The 16,470-nt window shown below is 64.1% G+C and carries 16 protein-coding genes; 4 read left to right on the top strand and 12 right to left on the bottom strand.

Annotated features, from left to right (window positions below; translation table 11 throughout):
- Window positions 1–28: 28 nt before the first annotated feature.
- The 3 genes from ABEA18_RS04470 to ABEA18_RS04480 are packed head-to-tail and all read right to left on the bottom strand — an operon-like array spanning window position 29 to window position 2,551.
- Window positions 29–1,042, bottom strand: coding sequence for a 5-oxoprolinase subunit C family protein (locus ABEA18_RS04470; protein ID WP_345448103.1), 1,014 nt, complete (start codon window positions 1,040–1,042; stop codon window positions 29–31).
- Window positions 1,039–1,761 (bottom strand): 5-oxoprolinase subunit B family protein, encoded by a 723-nt coding sequence (locus ABEA18_RS04475; RefSeq protein WP_345448105.1) that lies wholly within the window; start codon window positions 1,759–1,761, stop codon window positions 1,039–1,041. Before ABEA18_RS04475 ends, ABEA18_RS04470 begins: the two co-directional genes overlap by 4 nt.
- A 1-nt stretch (window position 1,762) precedes the next feature.
- Window positions 1,763–2,551 carry a LamB/YcsF family protein gene (locus ABEA18_RS04480; RefSeq protein ID WP_345448107.1) on the bottom strand — a complete coding sequence of 263 codons (789 nt, stop codon included), beginning with the start codon at window positions 2,549–2,551 and terminating at the stop codon, window positions 1,763–1,765.
- A 510-nt stretch (window positions 2,552–3,061) separates the two neighbouring features.
- On the opposite strand from ABEA18_RS04480, the gene ABEA18_RS04485 reads away from it, so the two are divergent.
- Both ABEA18_RS04485 and ABEA18_RS04490 read left to right on the top strand, forming a co-directional pair.
- Window positions 3,062–3,994 carry a LysR substrate-binding domain-containing protein gene (locus ABEA18_RS04485; RefSeq protein WP_345448108.1) on the top strand — a complete coding sequence of 311 codons (933 nt, stop codon included), beginning with the start codon at window positions 3,062–3,064 and terminating at the stop codon, window positions 3,992–3,994.
- Between the two features lie 134 nt (window positions 3,995–4,128).
- Window positions 4,129–4,350: a hypothetical protein gene (locus ABEA18_RS04490; protein WP_345448109.1), complete on the top strand. Its 222-nt coding sequence runs from the start codon at window positions 4,129–4,131 to the stop codon at window positions 4,348–4,350.
- 131 nt (window positions 4,351–4,481) lie between these two features.
- Here ABEA18_RS04490 and ABEA18_RS04495 read toward each other — a convergent pair whose 3' ends face one another.
- Window positions 4,482–5,156, bottom strand: a complete 675-nt coding sequence (locus tag ABEA18_RS04495) for a 4-carboxy-4-hydroxy-2-oxoadipate aldolase/oxaloacetate decarboxylase (RefSeq protein WP_059388748.1) — start codon at window positions 5,154–5,156, stop codon at window positions 4,482–4,484.
- A gap of 45 nt (window positions 5,157–5,201) precedes the next feature.
- Window positions 5,202–6,410: an aspartate transaminase gene (locus ABEA18_RS04500; RefSeq protein ID WP_345448110.1), complete on the bottom strand. Its 1,209-nt coding sequence runs from the start codon at window positions 6,408–6,410 to the stop codon at window positions 5,202–5,204.
- A gap of 294 nt (window positions 6,411–6,704) precedes the next feature.
- Here ABEA18_RS04500 and ABEA18_RS04505 point away from each other — a divergent pair, with 294 nt between their 5' ends.
- Window positions 6,705–7,235, top strand: a complete 531-nt coding sequence (locus ABEA18_RS04505; RefSeq protein WP_345448111.1) for a hypothetical protein — start codon at window positions 6,705–6,707, stop codon at window positions 7,233–7,235.
- Between the two features lie 27 nt (window positions 7,236–7,262).
- On the opposite strand, the gene ABEA18_RS04510 is transcribed toward ABEA18_RS04505, so the two are convergent.
- The 7 genes from ABEA18_RS04510 to ABEA18_RS04540 all read right to left on the bottom strand — a co-directional run bounded on the left by ABEA18_RS04510 (window position 7,263) and on the right by ABEA18_RS04540 (window position 14,294).
- Window positions 7,263–7,688, bottom strand: a complete 426-nt coding sequence (locus tag ABEA18_RS04510) for a hypothetical protein (protein WP_345448112.1) — start codon at window positions 7,686–7,688, stop codon at window positions 7,263–7,265.
- A 117-nt stretch (window positions 7,689–7,805) separates the two neighbouring features.
- On the bottom strand, window positions 7,806–8,642 hold the full coding sequence (locus ABEA18_RS04515) for an HpcH/HpaI aldolase family protein (RefSeq protein WP_345448113.1): 837 nt from the start codon (window positions 8,640–8,642) through the stop codon (window positions 7,806–7,808).
- Entirely contained in the window at window positions 8,627–9,412 is a 786-nt protein-coding gene (gene hpaH / locus ABEA18_RS04520) for a 2-oxo-hept-4-ene-1,7-dioate hydratase (RefSeq protein WP_345448114.1), read from the bottom strand. Before hpaH ends, ABEA18_RS04515 begins: the two co-directional genes overlap by 16 nt.
- A 53-nt stretch (window positions 9,413–9,465) precedes the next feature.
- On the bottom strand, window positions 9,466–10,554 hold the full coding sequence (gene hpaD, locus ABEA18_RS04525; protein WP_345448115.1) for a 3,4-dihydroxyphenylacetate 2,3-dioxygenase: 1,089 nt from the start codon (window positions 10,552–10,554) through the stop codon (window positions 9,466–9,468).
- 36 nt (window positions 10,555–10,590) lie between these two features.
- Window positions 10,591–12,114, bottom strand: coding sequence for a 5-carboxymethyl-2-hydroxymuconate semialdehyde dehydrogenase (gene hpaE, locus ABEA18_RS04530; protein ID WP_345448116.1), 1,524 nt, complete (start codon window positions 12,112–12,114; stop codon window positions 10,591–10,593).
- A gap of 55 nt (window positions 12,115–12,169) precedes the next feature.
- Window positions 12,170–12,844: a GntR family transcriptional regulator gene (locus tag ABEA18_RS04535; RefSeq protein WP_345448117.1), complete on the bottom strand. Its 675-nt coding sequence runs from the start codon at window positions 12,842–12,844 to the stop codon at window positions 12,170–12,172.
- Window positions 12,837–14,294: a fumarylacetoacetate hydrolase family protein gene (locus tag ABEA18_RS04540; protein WP_345448118.1), complete on the bottom strand. Its 1,458-nt coding sequence runs from the start codon at window positions 14,292–14,294 to the stop codon at window positions 12,837–12,839. Before ABEA18_RS04540 ends, ABEA18_RS04535 begins: the two co-directional genes overlap by 8 nt.
- A gap of 200 nt (window positions 14,295–14,494) precedes the next feature.
- Here ABEA18_RS04540 and ABEA18_RS04545 point away from each other — a divergent pair, with 200 nt between their 5' ends.
- Window positions 14,495–16,414 (top strand): FAD-binding monooxygenase, encoded by a 1,920-nt coding sequence (locus tag ABEA18_RS04545; RefSeq protein ID WP_345448119.1) that lies wholly within the window; start codon window positions 14,495–14,497, stop codon window positions 16,412–16,414.
- The last annotated feature ends 56 nt before the right edge of the window (window positions 16,415–16,470 follow it).

Here is a 16,470-nt window from a genome sequence, read left to right on the forward strand (position 1 = left end):
AACTGCTACTGGTATTGGCGACAGGTCTTTAGCTGCATGCTGCAACTGGTAAGTCCTGCCACTGGGGTCGGCATCCAATGCCAAGGAGTCCGAAGACTGTGTTGACGGATTCGCGGAGGGTTTCAAGTTGCGCCCGCGAGCGCCGATGGGCGGAAGTTGCCTCTGCCACCGTTGTTTTCCTGAAGCGGACCTTGTCGCCCGGGCGGGCTTGGGCAAGGACATCCAGGCCAATACTGGTGACGACGGCGAGGACTGGATATCCGGCGGTAACGCCGCGGCCCCGATGCAGTACCAGCAGTTCTTCACGTGAGGGAACTTCGACGGCGCCCACCGGGACCCCGCGTGAAAGCACTTCACCGCTTGAGGTTCTTTCCGGCAGCTCGCCGCCGAGCCTCAAGCCGATGTGGTTGCTCCGGCCACTCACGGCGTATTCCGATGTGAAGAGCAACTCGGCGGAATCGCCAAACTCGGCGACATCCGGACCGTCGGTTACATCGACCATTAGTTCCTGCCCCATGTCCGGCCGTTCAAGACCAAGCCGGAAGAGCGGAAGGTCGAAGTACGGTTGGCGAACGGGGCCCACGCTGCGGCGGGTGAGGAGTGTGGTTCCTTCCTTGAGCTGCAGGCCGAAGCCCACAACGGTGTCCGGAGCACAACTACCCAGCAGCATCGGCGCCTCGACGGAGCCGTGGATGGCCAGGTAGGCCCGGAGGCCCCGGTTGATTCCCCGGATGGCTACCGTCTCGCCCGCACGGACCGAAACCGGTTCCCACTGGCTACTCGGACGCCCTCCGACGGTGAGTGTCAGGGGTGCCCCCGTGACTGCGATCAGGATGTCCGACTGTGCCTTCATCCTGAAGTCGAGGGCCGTGATTTCCACCAAGGGATCGTTGTCGAGGTTGCCGGCCAGGATATTGGCGGCCCGGGCAGAATACTGGTCCAGGGCGCCGTTGACCGGCAGTCCAAAGCGCGGTCCGCGGAAACGGCCAAGGTCTGTGACCACGGAATTACCTGGTTGCTGGATGAGGATGTGCCCGTTCATGGCCTTGGTTCCAGTTCCTTGCCGACGTAAGAGTCGAATTCTCCGGCCTCGATAGGACGGAACCGGAGAATATCTCCTGGCTTGTAAGGGACCAGTGGTTCACGACGAATGTTCAGGACGGTCAAAGGGGTCTGACCGATGACGCACCAACCACCCGGCGCGGACGCGGGAGCGATGACGGCTTGGCGTCCAGCCACTGCCACTGCCCCTGCCGGGACGCTGAGGCGGGGATCCTTGAGGCGCGGTACGGGCTTGGGGAACGCAGGGCCGTCCATCATCGGCGAGCCGGCAGGAGCACCCAGGCAGCGGACCGTATAGGTCTTCTCGGTGTGGAGGCGGATGACTTCCTCGGTGGTGATGCCCTGTTGCCCGGCTACTTTCTCCAGGTCGGGACCGTATTCGCCGCCGTAGACCACCGGGACGTCAAATTCATGGGGTGCTGCTGCGGTGCCAGCTGACCGGCCCATTTCAAGGAGTCCCAGCTTTACGAACGCGCGCACCTGGCGGGCCGACACCAGGACGGGGTCGAATTCCACCAGTACGGAATCGTAAGTGGGAACCGCGCCATGAAGGCCCTCGGCGCCACAGCTCTCCAGCCAGTCAGCAAGACGGTGGACCGTGAGCCAGTTGTCCTCGCTTGCTTCAGCGAGGGCGACAACGCGCAATGCGGAGTCTCCGGATTCGTAGATCTCGGTGGGAGCCGCCATGAGAACGGACATGTCAGGCCGCCTTCCTCTTGGCATCCATGACTTCGGTCAACGGGGCGATACGGACCCCGGCCGAAATGAGCTCCGAGCGAATGAGCCGGGCGAGCTCGACGGCGCCGGGGTTGTCTCCGTGAAGCAGGACGGTATCAGTCGAGATGTCGATGTCAGTGCCATTGGCGCAGCGGATCTTGCCTTCGCACACCATGCGGACGGTTCGCTCCACAATGACCGAGGGATCGTGCAGTACGGCGCCGGGCTGGCTGCGCGGGACCAGGGTCCCGTCTTCCTGGTAGGCGCGATCGACGATGCCCACAATGGCCACGTCCAGGCCGGCGGAACGTGCCGCCCTGGCCAACTCGCCCTCCTGAGCGACCACGATGAGTTCGTTGTCCACGCGGGCTGCGGCCTCAGCCACGGCCGCAGCGTAATCCGCACGCACTGCCACGAGATTTCCCAGCCGGCCGTGCGGAGCAATGTGGGTTACCTTGCTTCCGTGGAAGGCTGCGAAGCCGTTCAGGGCCCCCAGCTGGTACAGGACATCGGCGCGCACCTCGTTGGCAGTGAGGCCCATGTCCCGGCGGCCGAAACCACGCAGGTCCGGGAAGCTCGGATGAGCTCCGATACCCACCCCGCGGCGAACGCATTCGGCGACGGTGGCGTCCATGATGTCGGGATCGCCCGCGTGGAACCCGCAAGCGATATTGGCGCTTGAAACGATCTCCAGAAGATCGGTGTCGCTGCCTATGGTGTAGGCACCGAATCCCTCTCCAAGATCCGCTACAAGATCAATTGTCGGGTTCACGTGGTTCTCTTTCCGTGGTTCTGCATTGGGGTCCGGTAATTCCATACGAACGGCAGGAATATCCGGTAAACTCAGTCGCCTTTTCGATTGAGAATGTTTAGCTAAATTTCTTCAATCTGAGGCGCTGTCGGTAATTCTTTGGTGATAGAAGTCTCGCATCCACGAACTTCGGGCACAAAGACCTATTCGCTATCACGGGATAGCTCCCGGTTATGACCTAGGGCACACATGCTGCTGGCAGGACCGCATGGCGCCGGACCGCCGTCGTCGTCCTCCTTGTTGAAGGTCGACGACGGCGGGTCGCAAATGCGTCTATATTTGGGTATCGGGACAATTGGTTGATGGGGAGTCAACGAACTGTCGGTAAATGGTTGGGAAACGCCACCATGGGGATGTGGATCTCAAATTAGTCGCTGAGAGACAGGCCACACAAAGACGGATTGTGTGTCCCTACATAGAATTTCCTTATGGCATCCAGGCCCCAATGAGGACCTGGAGGAAGGCAGACCCATGGATACGCGGAAGCTCTCGTATTTTGTAAAGATCGTCGATTCGGGGAGCATCACCAAGGCCGCGGCAGCGCTCCACGTCGCCCAACCCGCCCTCAGCCAGCAGGTGTCGGCGCTGGAAAGCGATTTGAAGCAGCGCCTGCTGATCCGCAGTAAGCAGGGAGTCGAGCCAACCGCCGCGGGACACACCCTCTATCGCCACGCCCAGACCATCCTGCGGCTCGTGGAACAAGCCCGGCTGGACGTAGCGGCATCCGGGGCGGCGCCGTCGGGCAGGGTGTCCATCGCCATCGCACCGTACAGTATGGCTTCCAGCCTGACGCCGCAGATCATCCGCGAGGTCGGCAGGCGATACCCGGACATTGTGGTGCACCTGACGGAGATCTTCGGCGGCGTGCTGAGCGAGGCAATCAAGAACGGCCGCCTGGACATGGCCCTGATCTACGAGCCAGGGAAGATCCGCGGAGTGCAGTTCACCACCATGATTGTGGAAGACCTGCACTTGGTGACCCATGAGAACGTCGATGTGGCCCAGGGTCGAACAACGGTCACCCTCGAAGAAGCCAGCAGCCTTGGGCTGTTCCTCCCCGAAAAGAACCACACCCTGCGCCAGATCATCGAGAAGGGACTGGCTGACCACGGGTTGCCCCTGCGCCTAGTAGGGGAAGTGGAATCGGTTCCGTCCCTCGTTCGACTCATCCGCGCAAACCTCGGGGCCACCGTGCTGCCGAAATCGGCCGCTGACGCGCTCTTCCCTGATGAGAACTTCAAGGTATTGCGGATCGTCGAACCTGCCCTGCAGAGCAAGATTGCACTGTGCACCCCCGACCACGAGCCGCTGTCCGAGGCCGCCTCCGCAGTGCTCATCCTGGTCAAGGAGATGCTCCAGCAACAATTGATCAGCAAGTACGCGGCCGATCCAGCCGAAGCGTGATCCATCCATAACATTGCCTTATCCGGACAGACATCTTTGGTCTTATTCACCGGCGTTTTTATTTCCTATTATCGAATTAGCAAGTAATTCGAAAGCGGCTCGCGGATTCCGTGAACCCAATCAAAGGAACAGCGGTGAAAAAGATCAGCCAGACCCGGTGGGCTTCGAATCCAACCCTCGGAGCGATCAGTGCACGGACCGGATTCCACTGCCCAAAGAACGGTTTCTGGCGTCCAGTAGGCGGGCTGGGCGAACCCCTCTTCGTCTTCGAAGGAAGCCTCATGCCGGCCCACGCTGGACACAGCATCGAGTGGTACCTGGTCGACGCACGGCCAGGACACCCTGGACTGGACTGACTCGGGGTTTCCTCAAACCCACTCCACCACTCAAGGCGCCTTGCCCCTGGCAAGGCGCCTTCTTCGGGCCCGGAAACGGGCGCGCAAAAGGCCGGCCACCGCTTTCGGTGACCGGCCTTAGAGCGAGACAATCAGTCTTCGACCAGGAGCCCCTTGGCCTTCAGCTTCTCCGTCAGCCCGCACAGCTCGATGGTGGTGCCTCCTGCGTGGTAGGCCTTGATGAGCTCACGTTCGGCGTCGTCCCGGGCCTGGGAAAGCGCGATGACCTCTTCGGCTTCTTCACGGCGGACCACCACGACGCCGTCAGCGTCACCGCGGAGGATGTCGCCGGGGTAGATGATCTCATCGCCAAAGACCAGTGGGTGGTTGATCGGTCCAAGGGTTTCTTTGACCGTGCCCTTGATGCAGACGCTGCCCGAGAAGACCGGGAGGCCCAGTTCGATGAGGTCCTGGGTGTCCCGCACGCCGGAATCCGTGACCATGGCCGCAATGCCCTTGGCTTTCATGGCGTTGCCCAAGACGTCGCCGAAGGTTCCGGCGTCGGAGAATTCCTGCGCACCGACCAAGACAACATCGCCTGCTTGGGCGTAGTGGATGGCGACTTGCAGCATGAGGTTGTCCTGCGGGGCACAAGCCACGGTCACGGCCGGCCCACAGAAGGACATGGAGCGATCGATCGGCTTGATCTTGGAGCTCAAGGCGCCGCGGCGGCCCTGGGCTTCGTGGATGGTCGCGGAGGAGAACGCCGCGAGGCGGCTGACGACGTCGGCGTCCGGCCTCTGGAACTTGGTCTTGACGTGGATCATTTTCTGAATCTTTCTCTTGGCTGGCTGCTGGAGTGCCTGTAGTGCTTAGTTGAGGGCGCTGACTGCCTTGCGGATCGAGTCCACGCCGGCGTTGATGGTCTCCAGCGATGTGGCGAAGGAGATCCGGAAGTACGGGCCAAGGCCATAGGCCGAGCCTTGGATGACCGCAACCGCGGCCGCGTTGAGGAGGTACAGCGTGAAGTCCTGGTCATTTTCGATCACGGTGCCGTCAGGAGCGGTCTTGCCGATGACGCCGTTGCAGTTCACGTAGGCGTAGAAGGCGCCCTCGGCCGGGGCCACCGAAAGTCCGTCAATGGCGTTGAGGCCCTCGACGGCGACGTCCCGGCGCTTGCGGTACACCTCCACACTGTCCCGGACGAACGACTGATCGCCGTTCAGGGCGGCCGCCGCGGCTGCCTGGCTGACCGACGACGGGCATGAGGACGTCTGCGACTGCAGCTTGTTCATCGCCGCGATCAAAGGCGCCGGACCCACGCCGTAGCCAAGGCGCCAACCTGTCATTGCGTAGGCCTTGGAGACACCGTTCACCAGCAGGATGCGGTCGCGCAGCGACGGAACCGCCGTGACAAGGCTGGTCACCCGGCCATCGCCGAAGTGGATTTCGTCGTAGATCTCATCCGTGAGGATGTACACGTGCGGGAATTCCTCAAGGACGGCACCCAGGGCCTGCAGTTCTTCGCGTGTGTACACGGCTCCCGTCGGGTTGGACGGAGCGTTGAGGATGAGCCATTTGGTCTTGGGAGTGATGGCTTCGCGGAGGGCGGCCGGTGTGAGCTTGAAGCCGGTGTCTTCTCCGCAAGCGACGATCACGGGCGTGCCGTCGTTGGCGAGGACCATGTCCGGGTAGGACACCCAGTACGGTGCGGGAACGATGACCTCGTCGCCCTCATTGAGCGAAGCCATGAGTGCTACGTAGAGGACTTGCTTGGCACCGCCACCTATGGTCAGCTGGTTCGCTTCGTAGTGCACGCCGGTGTGGCCTTCAATCCGGCGGAGGATGGCGGTCTGCAGTTCCGGCGTTCCAGTCACCGAGGTGTATTTGGTCTGGCCGGCGTTGATCGCTTCGATCGCGGCCGCCTTGATGTGGTCAGGGGTGTCGAAGTCCGGCTCGCCGACGGTCAAGTCGATGATCGGAATGCCTTCGGCTCGTAGTTCACGGACGCGGGCGGCGGCCGCAACGCTCGCTGAGGACTTGATGCGTGTGACCCTCGACGCCGGCAGGTACTCGGACATTTGTCTTCTCCAGAATCGTGAAACTCAGGATTCGGGTGTCGAATCCCCAATTTCGAGACTAGGCACTGCCGGGCGCCGTGGATAAGACCTAATGTGCGTGGATCAATAAGAGGCCCTTATGACCACCTGATCCATATAAGGATTCTGCGGTCATTTAGGGAGATTTCCACCCCATATGGGAATCTTCCATGCACTTCGCTTATGGGTTCACGCGGTATTGGTATTTCCGCGGCGGAGCGAACACCGCCTAGATTTCATAGATCAGAAGTTCGCGAAGAGTCCGAAAGGGATCCAATGCCAGCCCAATCCGGGTCCCTTCGGGGTCCCTCAACCACCGGCAGGTACGCCTACCGGGCCAAGGTTCCAGCCCGGCCCCAAACCGTGGCCAAAGGAGAGCGTGCCAAGCTCACGCACGCCCTCGCGGCGCACAGGCAACTGCTGTCGCACGCTTCGAGCGCCATCCGGACATTGACCGCTGCCCGCAACGAGACGATCGCCCAGGCCCTTGAAGACGGGCTCACCTTGGCCACAATTTCCGCGCTGACCGGGGAAAACATGCGTGCCGTCCGAACCATCGGTTTGGCTTATGACGACCTTCACCCGAGTGAGCTTCCGCGAGGCGCACATGTGGATGGCCTGAGGGCGAAAAGCGAGCAACTCAAAGCAGCCGAAAGGCACCGCGACCAGATCGTTAATCAGCGGGAAGCGTTGATTGTCACTGCGCTCCGCAGCCGGGCGTGCGACGACATCGAGCTTGCATCACTGACCGGCCTCACACCCGACCATATCCGCAGGTCAACGCGGGGCATCGCGCGCTCCGCCTAGCTTCCGCGGGCGAGCGCAGACGGCGCCTCACTCTTTCCTTGCCGGCGGCGTCCTGCAGCTAAACAGTTCCTGTGTTCCCGTTTTCCTTGCGATGAGCACCGTCAATGCTCGGGCGGACGTAGAGATCGGTTCAAAATGTTGGATCGACCGCGCGCCAACGTTCCAGATGCGCTTCACGCCCAGCACCCGGTCATGCTCATCCGTCGCAACCAAGGGCGGGCTTCCCTGCCCTGCCATAGGCCTGCGTTTCCAGCACAGGCTGACTACCGTCGCGTGCTCCCAGAATTCCACGGCGGTTACGAAGAATTCGCGCCCCTCATCATCCAGGAACAGCCCGGACTGCGGGACGTAAACAGCCCGCAGATCATACTCCACGGGGCCTGGACGCCTTGCAGCCGGCGATTCCGCGATGGCTGCGGCTTGTTGAGGATTGAGATCTGGTTGCGCGGACACGGCATGCTCCATCGAAATTGCGGACGGCCCCCTCTTCGCCCGCCCCCGAGCGGCCCCGGGATATCCAATGTAGCTCCGTCCAAGGACCTCCGGAAGAGTATCGACTACCTACCTAGTTCAGTAGCTCGACGGCGTGTCACCTGTCCTGCCTAAGGGCGCTCCGACGTCGGGGGCTGTTGGCACGAACTTGTCCGCGAGGGCTTCCGTGCCGCGCGCCAGGAGCGCGACGTCCGCGCCGACCAGCACGAACTTCGCCCCGGCGTCCATGTAGGCCCGCGCTGTGGCTTCGTTGAAGGCGTTGACGCCGGCCGGTTTGCCCGCGGCTTTCGCCACGGTGAGGCAGTGTTCGACGGCGGCGCGCACCTTGGGGTGTTCCTGCTCGCCGAGAAGGCCCATCGACGCCGCGAGGTCGGAGGGCCCGAGGAAGATGGCGTCGACGCCGTCGACCGCCAGGATCTCTTCGACCGCGGCGACGGCGGCCTCGGTTTCGATCTGGACCGTGACGCTGATGGTTTCGGCGGCGCGGGCGAGGTAGTCCGGGATGCGGTTCCAGCGCGAGGCGCGGGCCAGGGCCGATCCGACGCCCCGTACCCCGTGCGGGGGGTAGCGGACGGCGGCGACGGCGGCCTTGGCTTCCGCGGCGGAGTTGACCATGGGGATCAGCAGGTCCTGCACGCCCAGGTCCAGGTATTGCTTCAGGAGCACGGTGTCGTTGACCGGAGGTCGGACCACGGCCTGGACCGGGTAGCCTCGGACCGCCTGGAGCTGGGCGAGGATGGATTCGAGGCCGTTGGGACTGTGTTCGGCATCGATCAGGAGCCAGTCCAGCCCGGCCCCGGCGCACAGTTCGGCGATGAGCGGGCTGCCGGAACACACCCACATCCCGGCGAGGGGCCGGTCCGCTGCGGCCAGGGCTTCGCGGAACGTGCGGTCTGGTTCTACTCGAACCGGCATGTGACAACTCCCAAGGGTCCGTAGTCGGCGTGGACGGTATCGCCTTTGTACACCCAGAGCGGGCGCGTGAACGAGCCGGCGAGAATGATCTCACCGGCCTTCAGCCCGTCACCGTGCGGAGCAATCTTGTTAACGAGCCAGTGCACCCCGTTGGCGGGATGGTCCAGGACGCCGGCTGCGACGCCGGTTTCCTCCACGGTCTGGTTCTTGTACAGGATCGCTGATACCCAGCGCAGGTCCACCGCGTCCGGGCGGACCGGGCGCCCGCCCACCACCATGGCACCCATGGCCGCGTTGTCCGAGATGGTATCCACGATAGTCCGGCCCTCCATCTCGATCCTGGAATCCAGGATCTCCAGGGCCGGAACCACGTAGTCGGTGGCGTTCAGGACGTCGAAGATGGTGCAACCCGGCCCGGAGAGGTCCTTCTTGAGCACGAACGCGAGTTCCACCTCCACCCGGGGGTGGGTGTACTGGTCCCACGGAACGGAGCAGCCGGTTTCCAGGACCATGTCGTCGAAGATGGCGCCATAGTCCGGTTCGGTGATGCCCGTCGCAGCCTGCATGGCCTTTGACGTCAGCCCGATCTTGCGGCCCACGAGGGTGCGCCCGGCGTCCTCGTTGCGGCGGCGCCACAACTGCTGAACGGCGTAGGAATCCTCCACCGTCATCTCCGGGTACCGGGCGGTCAGCCGCGGAACCGGGGTCCGGGACCGGCCCGCTTCCAGTAGTTCGTCCGCGATGGTTTCTATCGTCTTCGGGTCAAGCATCTCCACACTCCGTTCGGCCATCCTGCGGTCAGCATACGTTGAGGGCTGCGGACCTAGAGCTGCGAGCCGACCTTGAAGCCCCTCTTTTCCCCTGCGGGGCCGCCGTCTGGCTGGCGTGTGTATGAGAATCCGTCGGCGCCGACGGTGACGGCCATTTCGCTCTTTTCCTCGCGGATGATGACCGGCTGCGGGTTGCCGTCCAGGTCCAGGACGAGGGAAGCCTCGGTGTACCAGGAGGGGACCACGGGGTTGCCCCACCAGTCACGGCGCTGGTTGTCGTGCACGTCCCAGGTGACGGTGGGGTTGTCCGGGTCCCCGGTGTAGTAGTCCTGGGTGTAGATCTCGATGCGGTGCCCGTCCGGGTCCAGGATGTACAGGTAGAAAGCGTTGGAGACCCCGTGCCGGCCGGGGCCGCGTTCGATCCGGTCGCTGATGCGCAGGGCGCCCATCTTGTCGCAGATCTGAATGATGTTGTGCTTCTCGTGCGTGGAGAAGGCGATGTGGTGCAGGCGGGGCCCGTTGCCGCCGGTCAGGGCGGTGTCGTGGACGGTCTGCTTGCGGTGCATCCACGCGGCGTAGGTGACGCCGTCGGAGTCCTTGATGTCTTCGGAGACCCGGAAGCCGAGGTCCTCGAGGTACTTCCGTCCCCGGGGAACGTCGGGGGTGACCTGGTTGAAGTGGTCCAGGCGGACCAGTTCGCCGGCGGAGTACAGGTCGTAGCGCTGGGTGAGGCGTTCGACGTGCTCGACGTCGTAGAAGAACTCGTACGGGAAGCCCAGAGGGTCCTCGACGCGGACGGAGTCGCCGACGCCCTTGGTGAAGCCGTCCTTGCGGCGCTCCACCCGGCAGCCGAGCTCGCGGTAGTAGGCCTCGGCGGCGTCCACCTCGGCCGGCGACTTCACCCGGTACGCGAACGCGGCGGCTGCGGCGACCGGTCCCTTGCGCAGGACCAGGTTGTGGTGGATGAACTCCTCGAAGGAGCGCAGGTAGATGGTGTTCTCGTCTTCCTCGGTCACGTGCAGGCCGAGCAGGTCCACGTAGAACTCGCGGGACTTGGCGAGGTCCGTGACGACGAGTTCGAGGTAGGCGCAGCGGACGATATCCGGGGCCGGGACGGTGGGGGTGGGAACGAAGTTGGTCATGGGGTTCTCTCTTCTTTGAAAGGCGTGGAAGCGCTCTTAGGCGCCGAACTTCGGGGTGTGGACGGTGCCGAGGGTGATGTGCACGGCTTGCTGGTCGGTGTAGAAATCGATGGAGCGGTAGCCGCCTTCGTGTCCGAGGCCGGAGGCTTTGACGCCACCGAAGGGGGTGCGCAGGTCCCGGACGTTGTGGCTGTTGAGCCACACCATGCCGGCCTCGACGTTCTGGGCGAAGTTATGGGCGCGGGTCAGGTTCTGGGTCCAGATGTAGGCCGCCAGGCCGTATTTGGTGTTGTTCGCCAAGGCGAGCGCTTCGTCGTCGTTCTCGAACGGGGTGATCGCGACGACGGGGCCGAAGATCTCCTCCTGGAAGATCCGGGCGTCGGGGGCGACGTCGGCGAATACGGTGGGCGCGATGTAGTTGCTGTTGTTGAGCCCTGTGGGCAAGTTTTCCGGGCGTCCGCCGCCGGCGAGCAGCCGGCCTTCGGTCTTGCCGATCTCCACGTACGAGGCCACCTTGGCGTAGTGCTCGGGGTGGACGAGGGCACCGACCTGGGTCCTGGGGTCGTGCGGGTCCCCGACGACGATGTTCTTCGCGCGGGCGGCGTACTTTTCGCAGAACTCGTCGTAGATGGCGCGTTCGACGAGGATCCGCGAGCCGGCGGTGCACCGTTCCCCGTTGAGGGAGAAGACCCCGAACAGGGCCGAATCGATCGCGGCGTCCAGGTCGGCGTCGGCGAACACGACGCACGGGGACTTCCCGCCCAGCTCCATGGACAGGCCCTTGAGGTTGGCTGCGGCGTTGCGGAAGATCGTCTGGCCCGTGGTGGTCTCGCCCGTGAAGGAGATCAGGGGCACGTCCGGGTGCTTGACGAGGGCGTCGCCGGCTTCCTCGCCGAGTCCGTTGACCAGGTTGAACACGCCGTCGGGCAGTCCGGCGTCCTTGAAGATCTGCGCCCAGAGCGAGGCTGAGAGCGGGGTGAACTCGGCCGGCTTGAGGACCACGGTGTTGCCGGTGGCCAGGGCCGGGGCGAGCTTCCAGGACTCGAGCATGAACGGGGTGTTCCACGGCGTGATCAGGCCCGCGACGCCGATCGGCTTGCGGTTCACGTAGTTGATCTGGGAACCGGGGACCTTCATGGCGTCGTCGAACTGGGCAACGATCAGGTCCGCGAAGAAACGGAAGTTCTCGGCTGCGCGCAGGGCCTGGCCCCTGGCCTGGGTGATCGGCAGGCCGGTGTCGAAGGTCTCGAGCTCGGCGAGGCGTTCTTCCTGGGCTTCGACGGCGTCGGCGATCCTGTTCAGGACACGGGCACGTTCGCGCGGCTTCATCTTCGGCCACGGGCCATTGGTGAAGGCTTCGCGGGCCGCGGCGACGGCAAGGTCGATGTCTTCCTTCTGCCCGGCCGCTGCGGTGGCGTAATTGCCGTTGGATACCGGGTCCAGGACATCGAAGGTCTTCCCGCTGACGGAGTCAACGAACCGGCCGTTGATGAAGTGCCGGATGTGGGTGGGAAGGTCCTTCGGGACGTAGTGGGTGGTTTCTGGTGCAGTGAACGTCATTGTTTTCTCCTTTGCTATTGCAACGCGGGGTCACTTACGGCCCATGTTGGACCGTTTAATGGGCGCTAACTGACCCCGCCTTGCTTTGGGCGAGGTACGCGTCGAGGGTGGCGCTGCGGTGGCGGCGGGCGGCTTGTTCGATGGTGTCGGCGTCTGCGTTGCTTTCGATGAGCTGAAGCAGGGCCTCGTGCTCTTTCACGGATTCCTGCGCGCGGCCGGGGACGAAGCGGAACGTCGAGGCCCTGATCGAGGCGAGGCGGTTCCAGCCCCGGTGCACGAGGTCCAGGATGTGTGGATTGGGGCAGTGTTCAAAGAGCACGCTGTGGAAGTCCTGGTTCAACGCCGTGAAGCGGACCGGATCGAAATGCTCCAGGCAGTCCCGCATCTCAGCGTTCACCGCACGGGCCCGGGCAATATCCACGGCGCCGATCAGGGGTGCGGACAATGCCGTGGCCGCGCCCTCGATGATGCTCAGGGTCTGCATCGTGTACAGATACTCGGTCGGATCGATCCCGGAGACCGTGGCGCCGACGTTGCGCTCGAACTTCACGAGCCCCTCGGCCTCCAGGCGGCGGATCGCCTCCCGGACAGGAACCACGCTCACACCCAGGTCCTCGGCGATCTTCGCCAACACCAGCCGGTAACCCGGCGTGTACGTGCCCTCGACGATCCGCGCCTTGACGGCCGCATAGGCCTGCTCGGACTTGCTCCCGACGGCGGTTTCAGTCATCTTGGGCCCCTTCCCACTGTTCGTAGCGGGCACGCCACTGCGCGTTCATCGGGTATAAACCGTCCACGCTGTTGCCCTGCTTGACCATCTCGAAGATGAAGGCCTCTTCCTTCTCCTGCTCGATGCACTCATCCACGAGCTCCCCCGCGATCGCCGGCGGGATCACCAGGATCCCGTCCGAGTCGGCCACGATGATGTCCCCCGGCTGGATAGTGGCGCCGCCGCAGGCGATAGTGATGTCGGTGTCCCACGGGATGTGGCGTCGGCCCAGGACGGCGGGGTGCGGGTTGGCGAAGTAGGTGGGCATGTCCAGTCCTGCCACCGCGGAGTAGTCGCGCACGCCGCCGTCGGTAATGATGGCGGCCGCGCCGCGCATCTGGGCACGCAGTGCGAGGATGTCCCCGACCGTCCCGGTGCCCTTTTCGCCGCGGGCTTCCATGACCAGGATTTCGCCTTCGTTGACAGAGTCAATGGCCCTTTTTTGGGCGTTGAAGCCGCCGCCATGGGTTGTGAACAAGTCCTCGCGGTTGGGGACATAGCGCAAAGTCCGGGCGAGCCCGACGACGCGACGGTCAGGGCGCGTGGCCTGCAACCCGTCGATACTCACGTTGTTCAGCCCGCGCTTGCGCAACTGGCTGGACAGTGTGGCGGTGGCGACGCTTTCGAGCTTCTTCTTCAGCTCGGGGGTCAGGACAGGCACGACGACGGCGAGGCCGGCGGCTTCGCGGGAACCGTACGCTTCCTCCCGCTGGGTGTCATCGGCCTTGGGCCAGGCACCGAAGTCCGCGAACGGTGTCGTACCTTCCGTCACTGTGGTGGCCAGGCGGCCGCTGCTGAGCCCGCCGCCGGTGACTTCAATCTCGACGACGTCGCCGGGCTGGGCGACGGAGGCGCCGGCCGGGGTGCCGGTCAGGATGATGTCGCCGGTTTCGAGGGTAAGCAGCTGGGACAGATCTGCAACGAGGCGCGCGAACGGGAACAGCAGGTCTTCGGTGGTGTCGTCCTGGACGAGTTCGCCGTTGTGCCAGGTGCGGATGCGCAGCCCGGAGGGGTCGACGTCGGCGGCCGGGATGAGTGCGGGGCCCACCGGGGTGAAGCCGTCGCCGCCCTTGGACCGGAGGTTGGAGCCCTTGTCCGCGTAGCGCAGGTCGTAGACGCCGAGGTCGTTGCTGGCCGTGACCCACTGGACGTGGCTCCACGCGTCCTCCAGGCCCACGCGGCGGGCAGGCTTGCCGATGACCAGGGCGATCTCGCCCTCGTACCCGAGAAGTTCACAACCGGCCGGACGCTCCACCATAGAGCCGCCAAGAGCAAGCGAGGACGACGGCTTCAAAAAGTACGAAGGCTGCTCCGGCGTACGGCCGCGCTGGGCCGCCCGGCTGGGGTAGTTGACATGCACCGCGATGACCTTGCGGGCCGCGGCCAGGGTGTGGTCGGTGACCTGTTCCAAGTTTCACTCCTCATCGAGTACGAAATCGTATACGATAACTATGACCCGGGAGCTTCGGGGCGTCAACCCCTGCTTTTCAGGCGCACTTGACCTTGTAACCCCCGTCACGGCTGCCGTACAGTATGAATCCAAACTCAGGTTCAAATAGAGAATTCACAGTTCTATAATTGAACAACCACACGATGAAGTGAGGAATGCCAATGCAGTTCCACCACCACGGTTATGTGTCCGGCGACCCGCGGGTCCAAGCGGCCGCCGGCGTCGGCATCGACAGGCCCGCCGACCTTCCCGACGAGGTCGACGTGCTCATCGTGGGCAGCGGACCCGCCGGTATGCTCGCCGCCGCGCAGTTGTCCCAGTTCCCGGGCGTCACAACCCGTATCGTGGAGCGCCGCCCCGGGAGGCTCGCGATCGGCCAGGCCGACGGGATCCAGGCCCGGAGCGTGGAGACCTTCCAGGCCTTCGGATTCGCCGAGCGGATCATTGCCGAGGCGTACCGGATCACCGAGATGGCGTTCTGGAAGCCGGACCCCGCGGATCCCTCGCGCATCATCCGGACCGCCCGCGCCCTCGACGATCCGACAGGAGACATCAGCGAATTCCCGCACCTCATCGTGAATCAGGCGCGCGTGCTCGACTACTTCGCCGAATTCATGGCCAACTCCCCTACCCGCATGACTCCCGACTACGGATACGAGTTCCGCGGCCTCGAGGTCAGCGGTGAAAGCGACTACCCCGTCACCGTCACCCTTCTCCGCACCGCCGGACCCAACGAAGGCCAGGAGCGCGTTGTCCGGGCCAAGTACGTCGTGGGGGCGGATGGCGCCCGGAGCAAGGTGCGGGAGTCGATCGGCTGCACCCTCGCCGGCGACCAAGCCAACCATGCCTGGGGCGTCATGGACGTCCTTGCCGTCACGGATTTCCCCGACATCCGCACGAAATGCGCCATCCAGTCCGGCACCGGCGGCAGCATCCTGTTGATTCCGCGCGAAGGCGGCCACCTCTTCCGTATGTACGTCGACCTCGGCGAGGTGGACCGGAATGACAACCGCTCCGTGCGCAGCACCACGATCGAGCAGATCATCGCCAAAGCCAACGACATCCTCCACCCATACACTCTCGATGTGCGCAACGTCGCCTGGCACAGCGTCTACGAAGTCGCCCACCGCCTCACCGACAGGTTCGACGACCTCCTGCCGGACGAGCGCGGCACCCGCACACCGCGTGTATTCATTACGGGCGATGCCTGCCACACCCACAGCGCGAAGGCCGGCCAGGGCATGAACGTCTCCATGCAGGACGGCTTCAACCTGGCCTGGAAGCTCGGGCACGTGCTCGAAGGCCGCAGCCCGGAGAGCCTCCTGTCCACCTACTCGGCCGAGCGCCAAGTCGTTGCCAAGAACCTCATCGACTTCGACAAAGAGTGGTCCACGCTCATGGCGAAGAAGCCCGAGGAATTTGAAGATCCCACCGAGCTGGAGAACTTCTATGTGAGCACCGCGGAGTTCCCTGCCGGCTTCATGACCCACTACGCCCCCTCGCCGCTCATCGCCGAGCCCGCGCACCAAGGCCTGGCCACGGGGTTCACCATCGGCAAGCGTTTCAAGTCCGCGCCCGTGGTGCGCGTCTGCGATACCAACCCGCTACAACTCGGCCACCAGGCCAAGGCGGACGGACGGTGGCGCATCTACGTCTTCGCGGACGCAAGCGAAGCTGCGGGAACGGCAAAAGCGGGAACCTCACCCGTCGCCGACTTTGCCGAGTGGATCGCGAACTCGCCGGACTCGCCGCTGGCCGCAACGCCGTCGGGCGCCGACCGGGACGCGTGGTTCGACGTGAAGGTGATCTACCAGCAGGAGCACACGGGCGTCGACATCGGGGCCGTGCCGGAGGCATTCAAGCCGCAGGTCGGACCGTTCAAGCTCACGTACCTTGAGAACGTCTACGGCACCGACCCTTCGGCAGACATCTTCGAGCTGCGCGGACTGGACCGCGGCGGCGTCGTCGTGGTGGTGCGGCCAGACCAGTACGTTGCGAACGTTCTGCCCCTGACCGCGACGGCAGAACTCGCCGCGTTCTTCGCGCCCCTCCTTCGATCGGGCCGGACCGCGGCAGTGTGAGCTGTTGGCGCGTTCCGGCGAGCGGGACCAACGGAAGGGTTCATTCTGTCGGTGGC

This window comes from Arthrobacter gyeryongensis (assembly GCF_039543785.1).
Lineage (GTDB): Bacteria > Actinomycetota > Actinomycetes > Actinomycetales > Micrococcaceae > Arthrobacter > Arthrobacter gyeryongensis.

What these genes read in the sequence shown, in the direction of transcription:
- ABEA18_RS04505 (WP_345448111.1), top strand. Translation starts at nt 6,705, where the DNA reads ATGCCAGCCCAATCCGGGTCCCTTCGGGGTCCCTCAACCACCGGCAGG.
- ABEA18_RS04535 (WP_345448117.1), bottom strand. Translation starts at nt 12,844, where the DNA reads ATGACTGAAACCGCCGTCGGGAGCAAGTCCGAGCAGGCCTATGCGGCC.
- ABEA18_RS04485 (WP_345448108.1), top strand. Translation starts at nt 3,062, where the DNA reads ATGGATACGCGGAAGCTCTCGTATTTTGTAAAGATCGTCGATTCGGGG.
- ABEA18_RS04500 (WP_345448110.1), bottom strand. Translation starts at nt 6,410, where the DNA reads ATGTCCGAGTACCTGCCGGCGTCGAGGGTCACACGCATCAAGTCCTCA.
- hpaD (WP_345448115.1), bottom strand. Translation starts at nt 10,554, where the DNA reads ATGACCAACTTCGTTCCCACCCCCACCGTCCCGGCCCCGGATATCGTC.
- hpaH (WP_345448114.1), bottom strand. Translation starts at nt 9,412, where the DNA reads ATGCTTGACCCGAAGACGATAGAAACCATCGCGGACGAACTACTGGAA.
- ABEA18_RS04470 (WP_345448103.1), bottom strand. Translation starts at nt 1,042, where the DNA reads ATGAACGGGCACATCCTCATCCAGCAACCAGGTAATTCCGTGGTCACA.
- ABEA18_RS04495 (WP_059388748.1), bottom strand. Translation starts at nt 5,156, where the DNA reads ATGATCCACGTCAAGACCAAGTTCCAGAGGCCGGACGCCGACGTCGTC.
- ABEA18_RS04545 (WP_345448119.1), top strand. Translation starts at nt 14,495, where the DNA reads ATGCAGTTCCACCACCACGGTTATGTGTCCGGCGACCCGCGGGTCCAA.
- ABEA18_RS04515 (WP_345448113.1), bottom strand. Translation starts at nt 8,642, where the DNA reads ATGCCGGTTCGAGTAGAACCAGACCGCACGTTCCGCGAAGCCCTGGCC.
- ABEA18_RS04475 (WP_345448105.1), bottom strand. Translation starts at nt 1,761, where the DNA reads ATGTCCGTTCTCATGGCGGCTCCCACCGAGATCTACGAATCCGGAGAC.
- hpaE (WP_345448116.1), bottom strand. Translation starts at nt 12,114, where the DNA reads ATGACGTTCACTGCACCAGAAACCACCCACTACGTCCCGAAGGACCTT.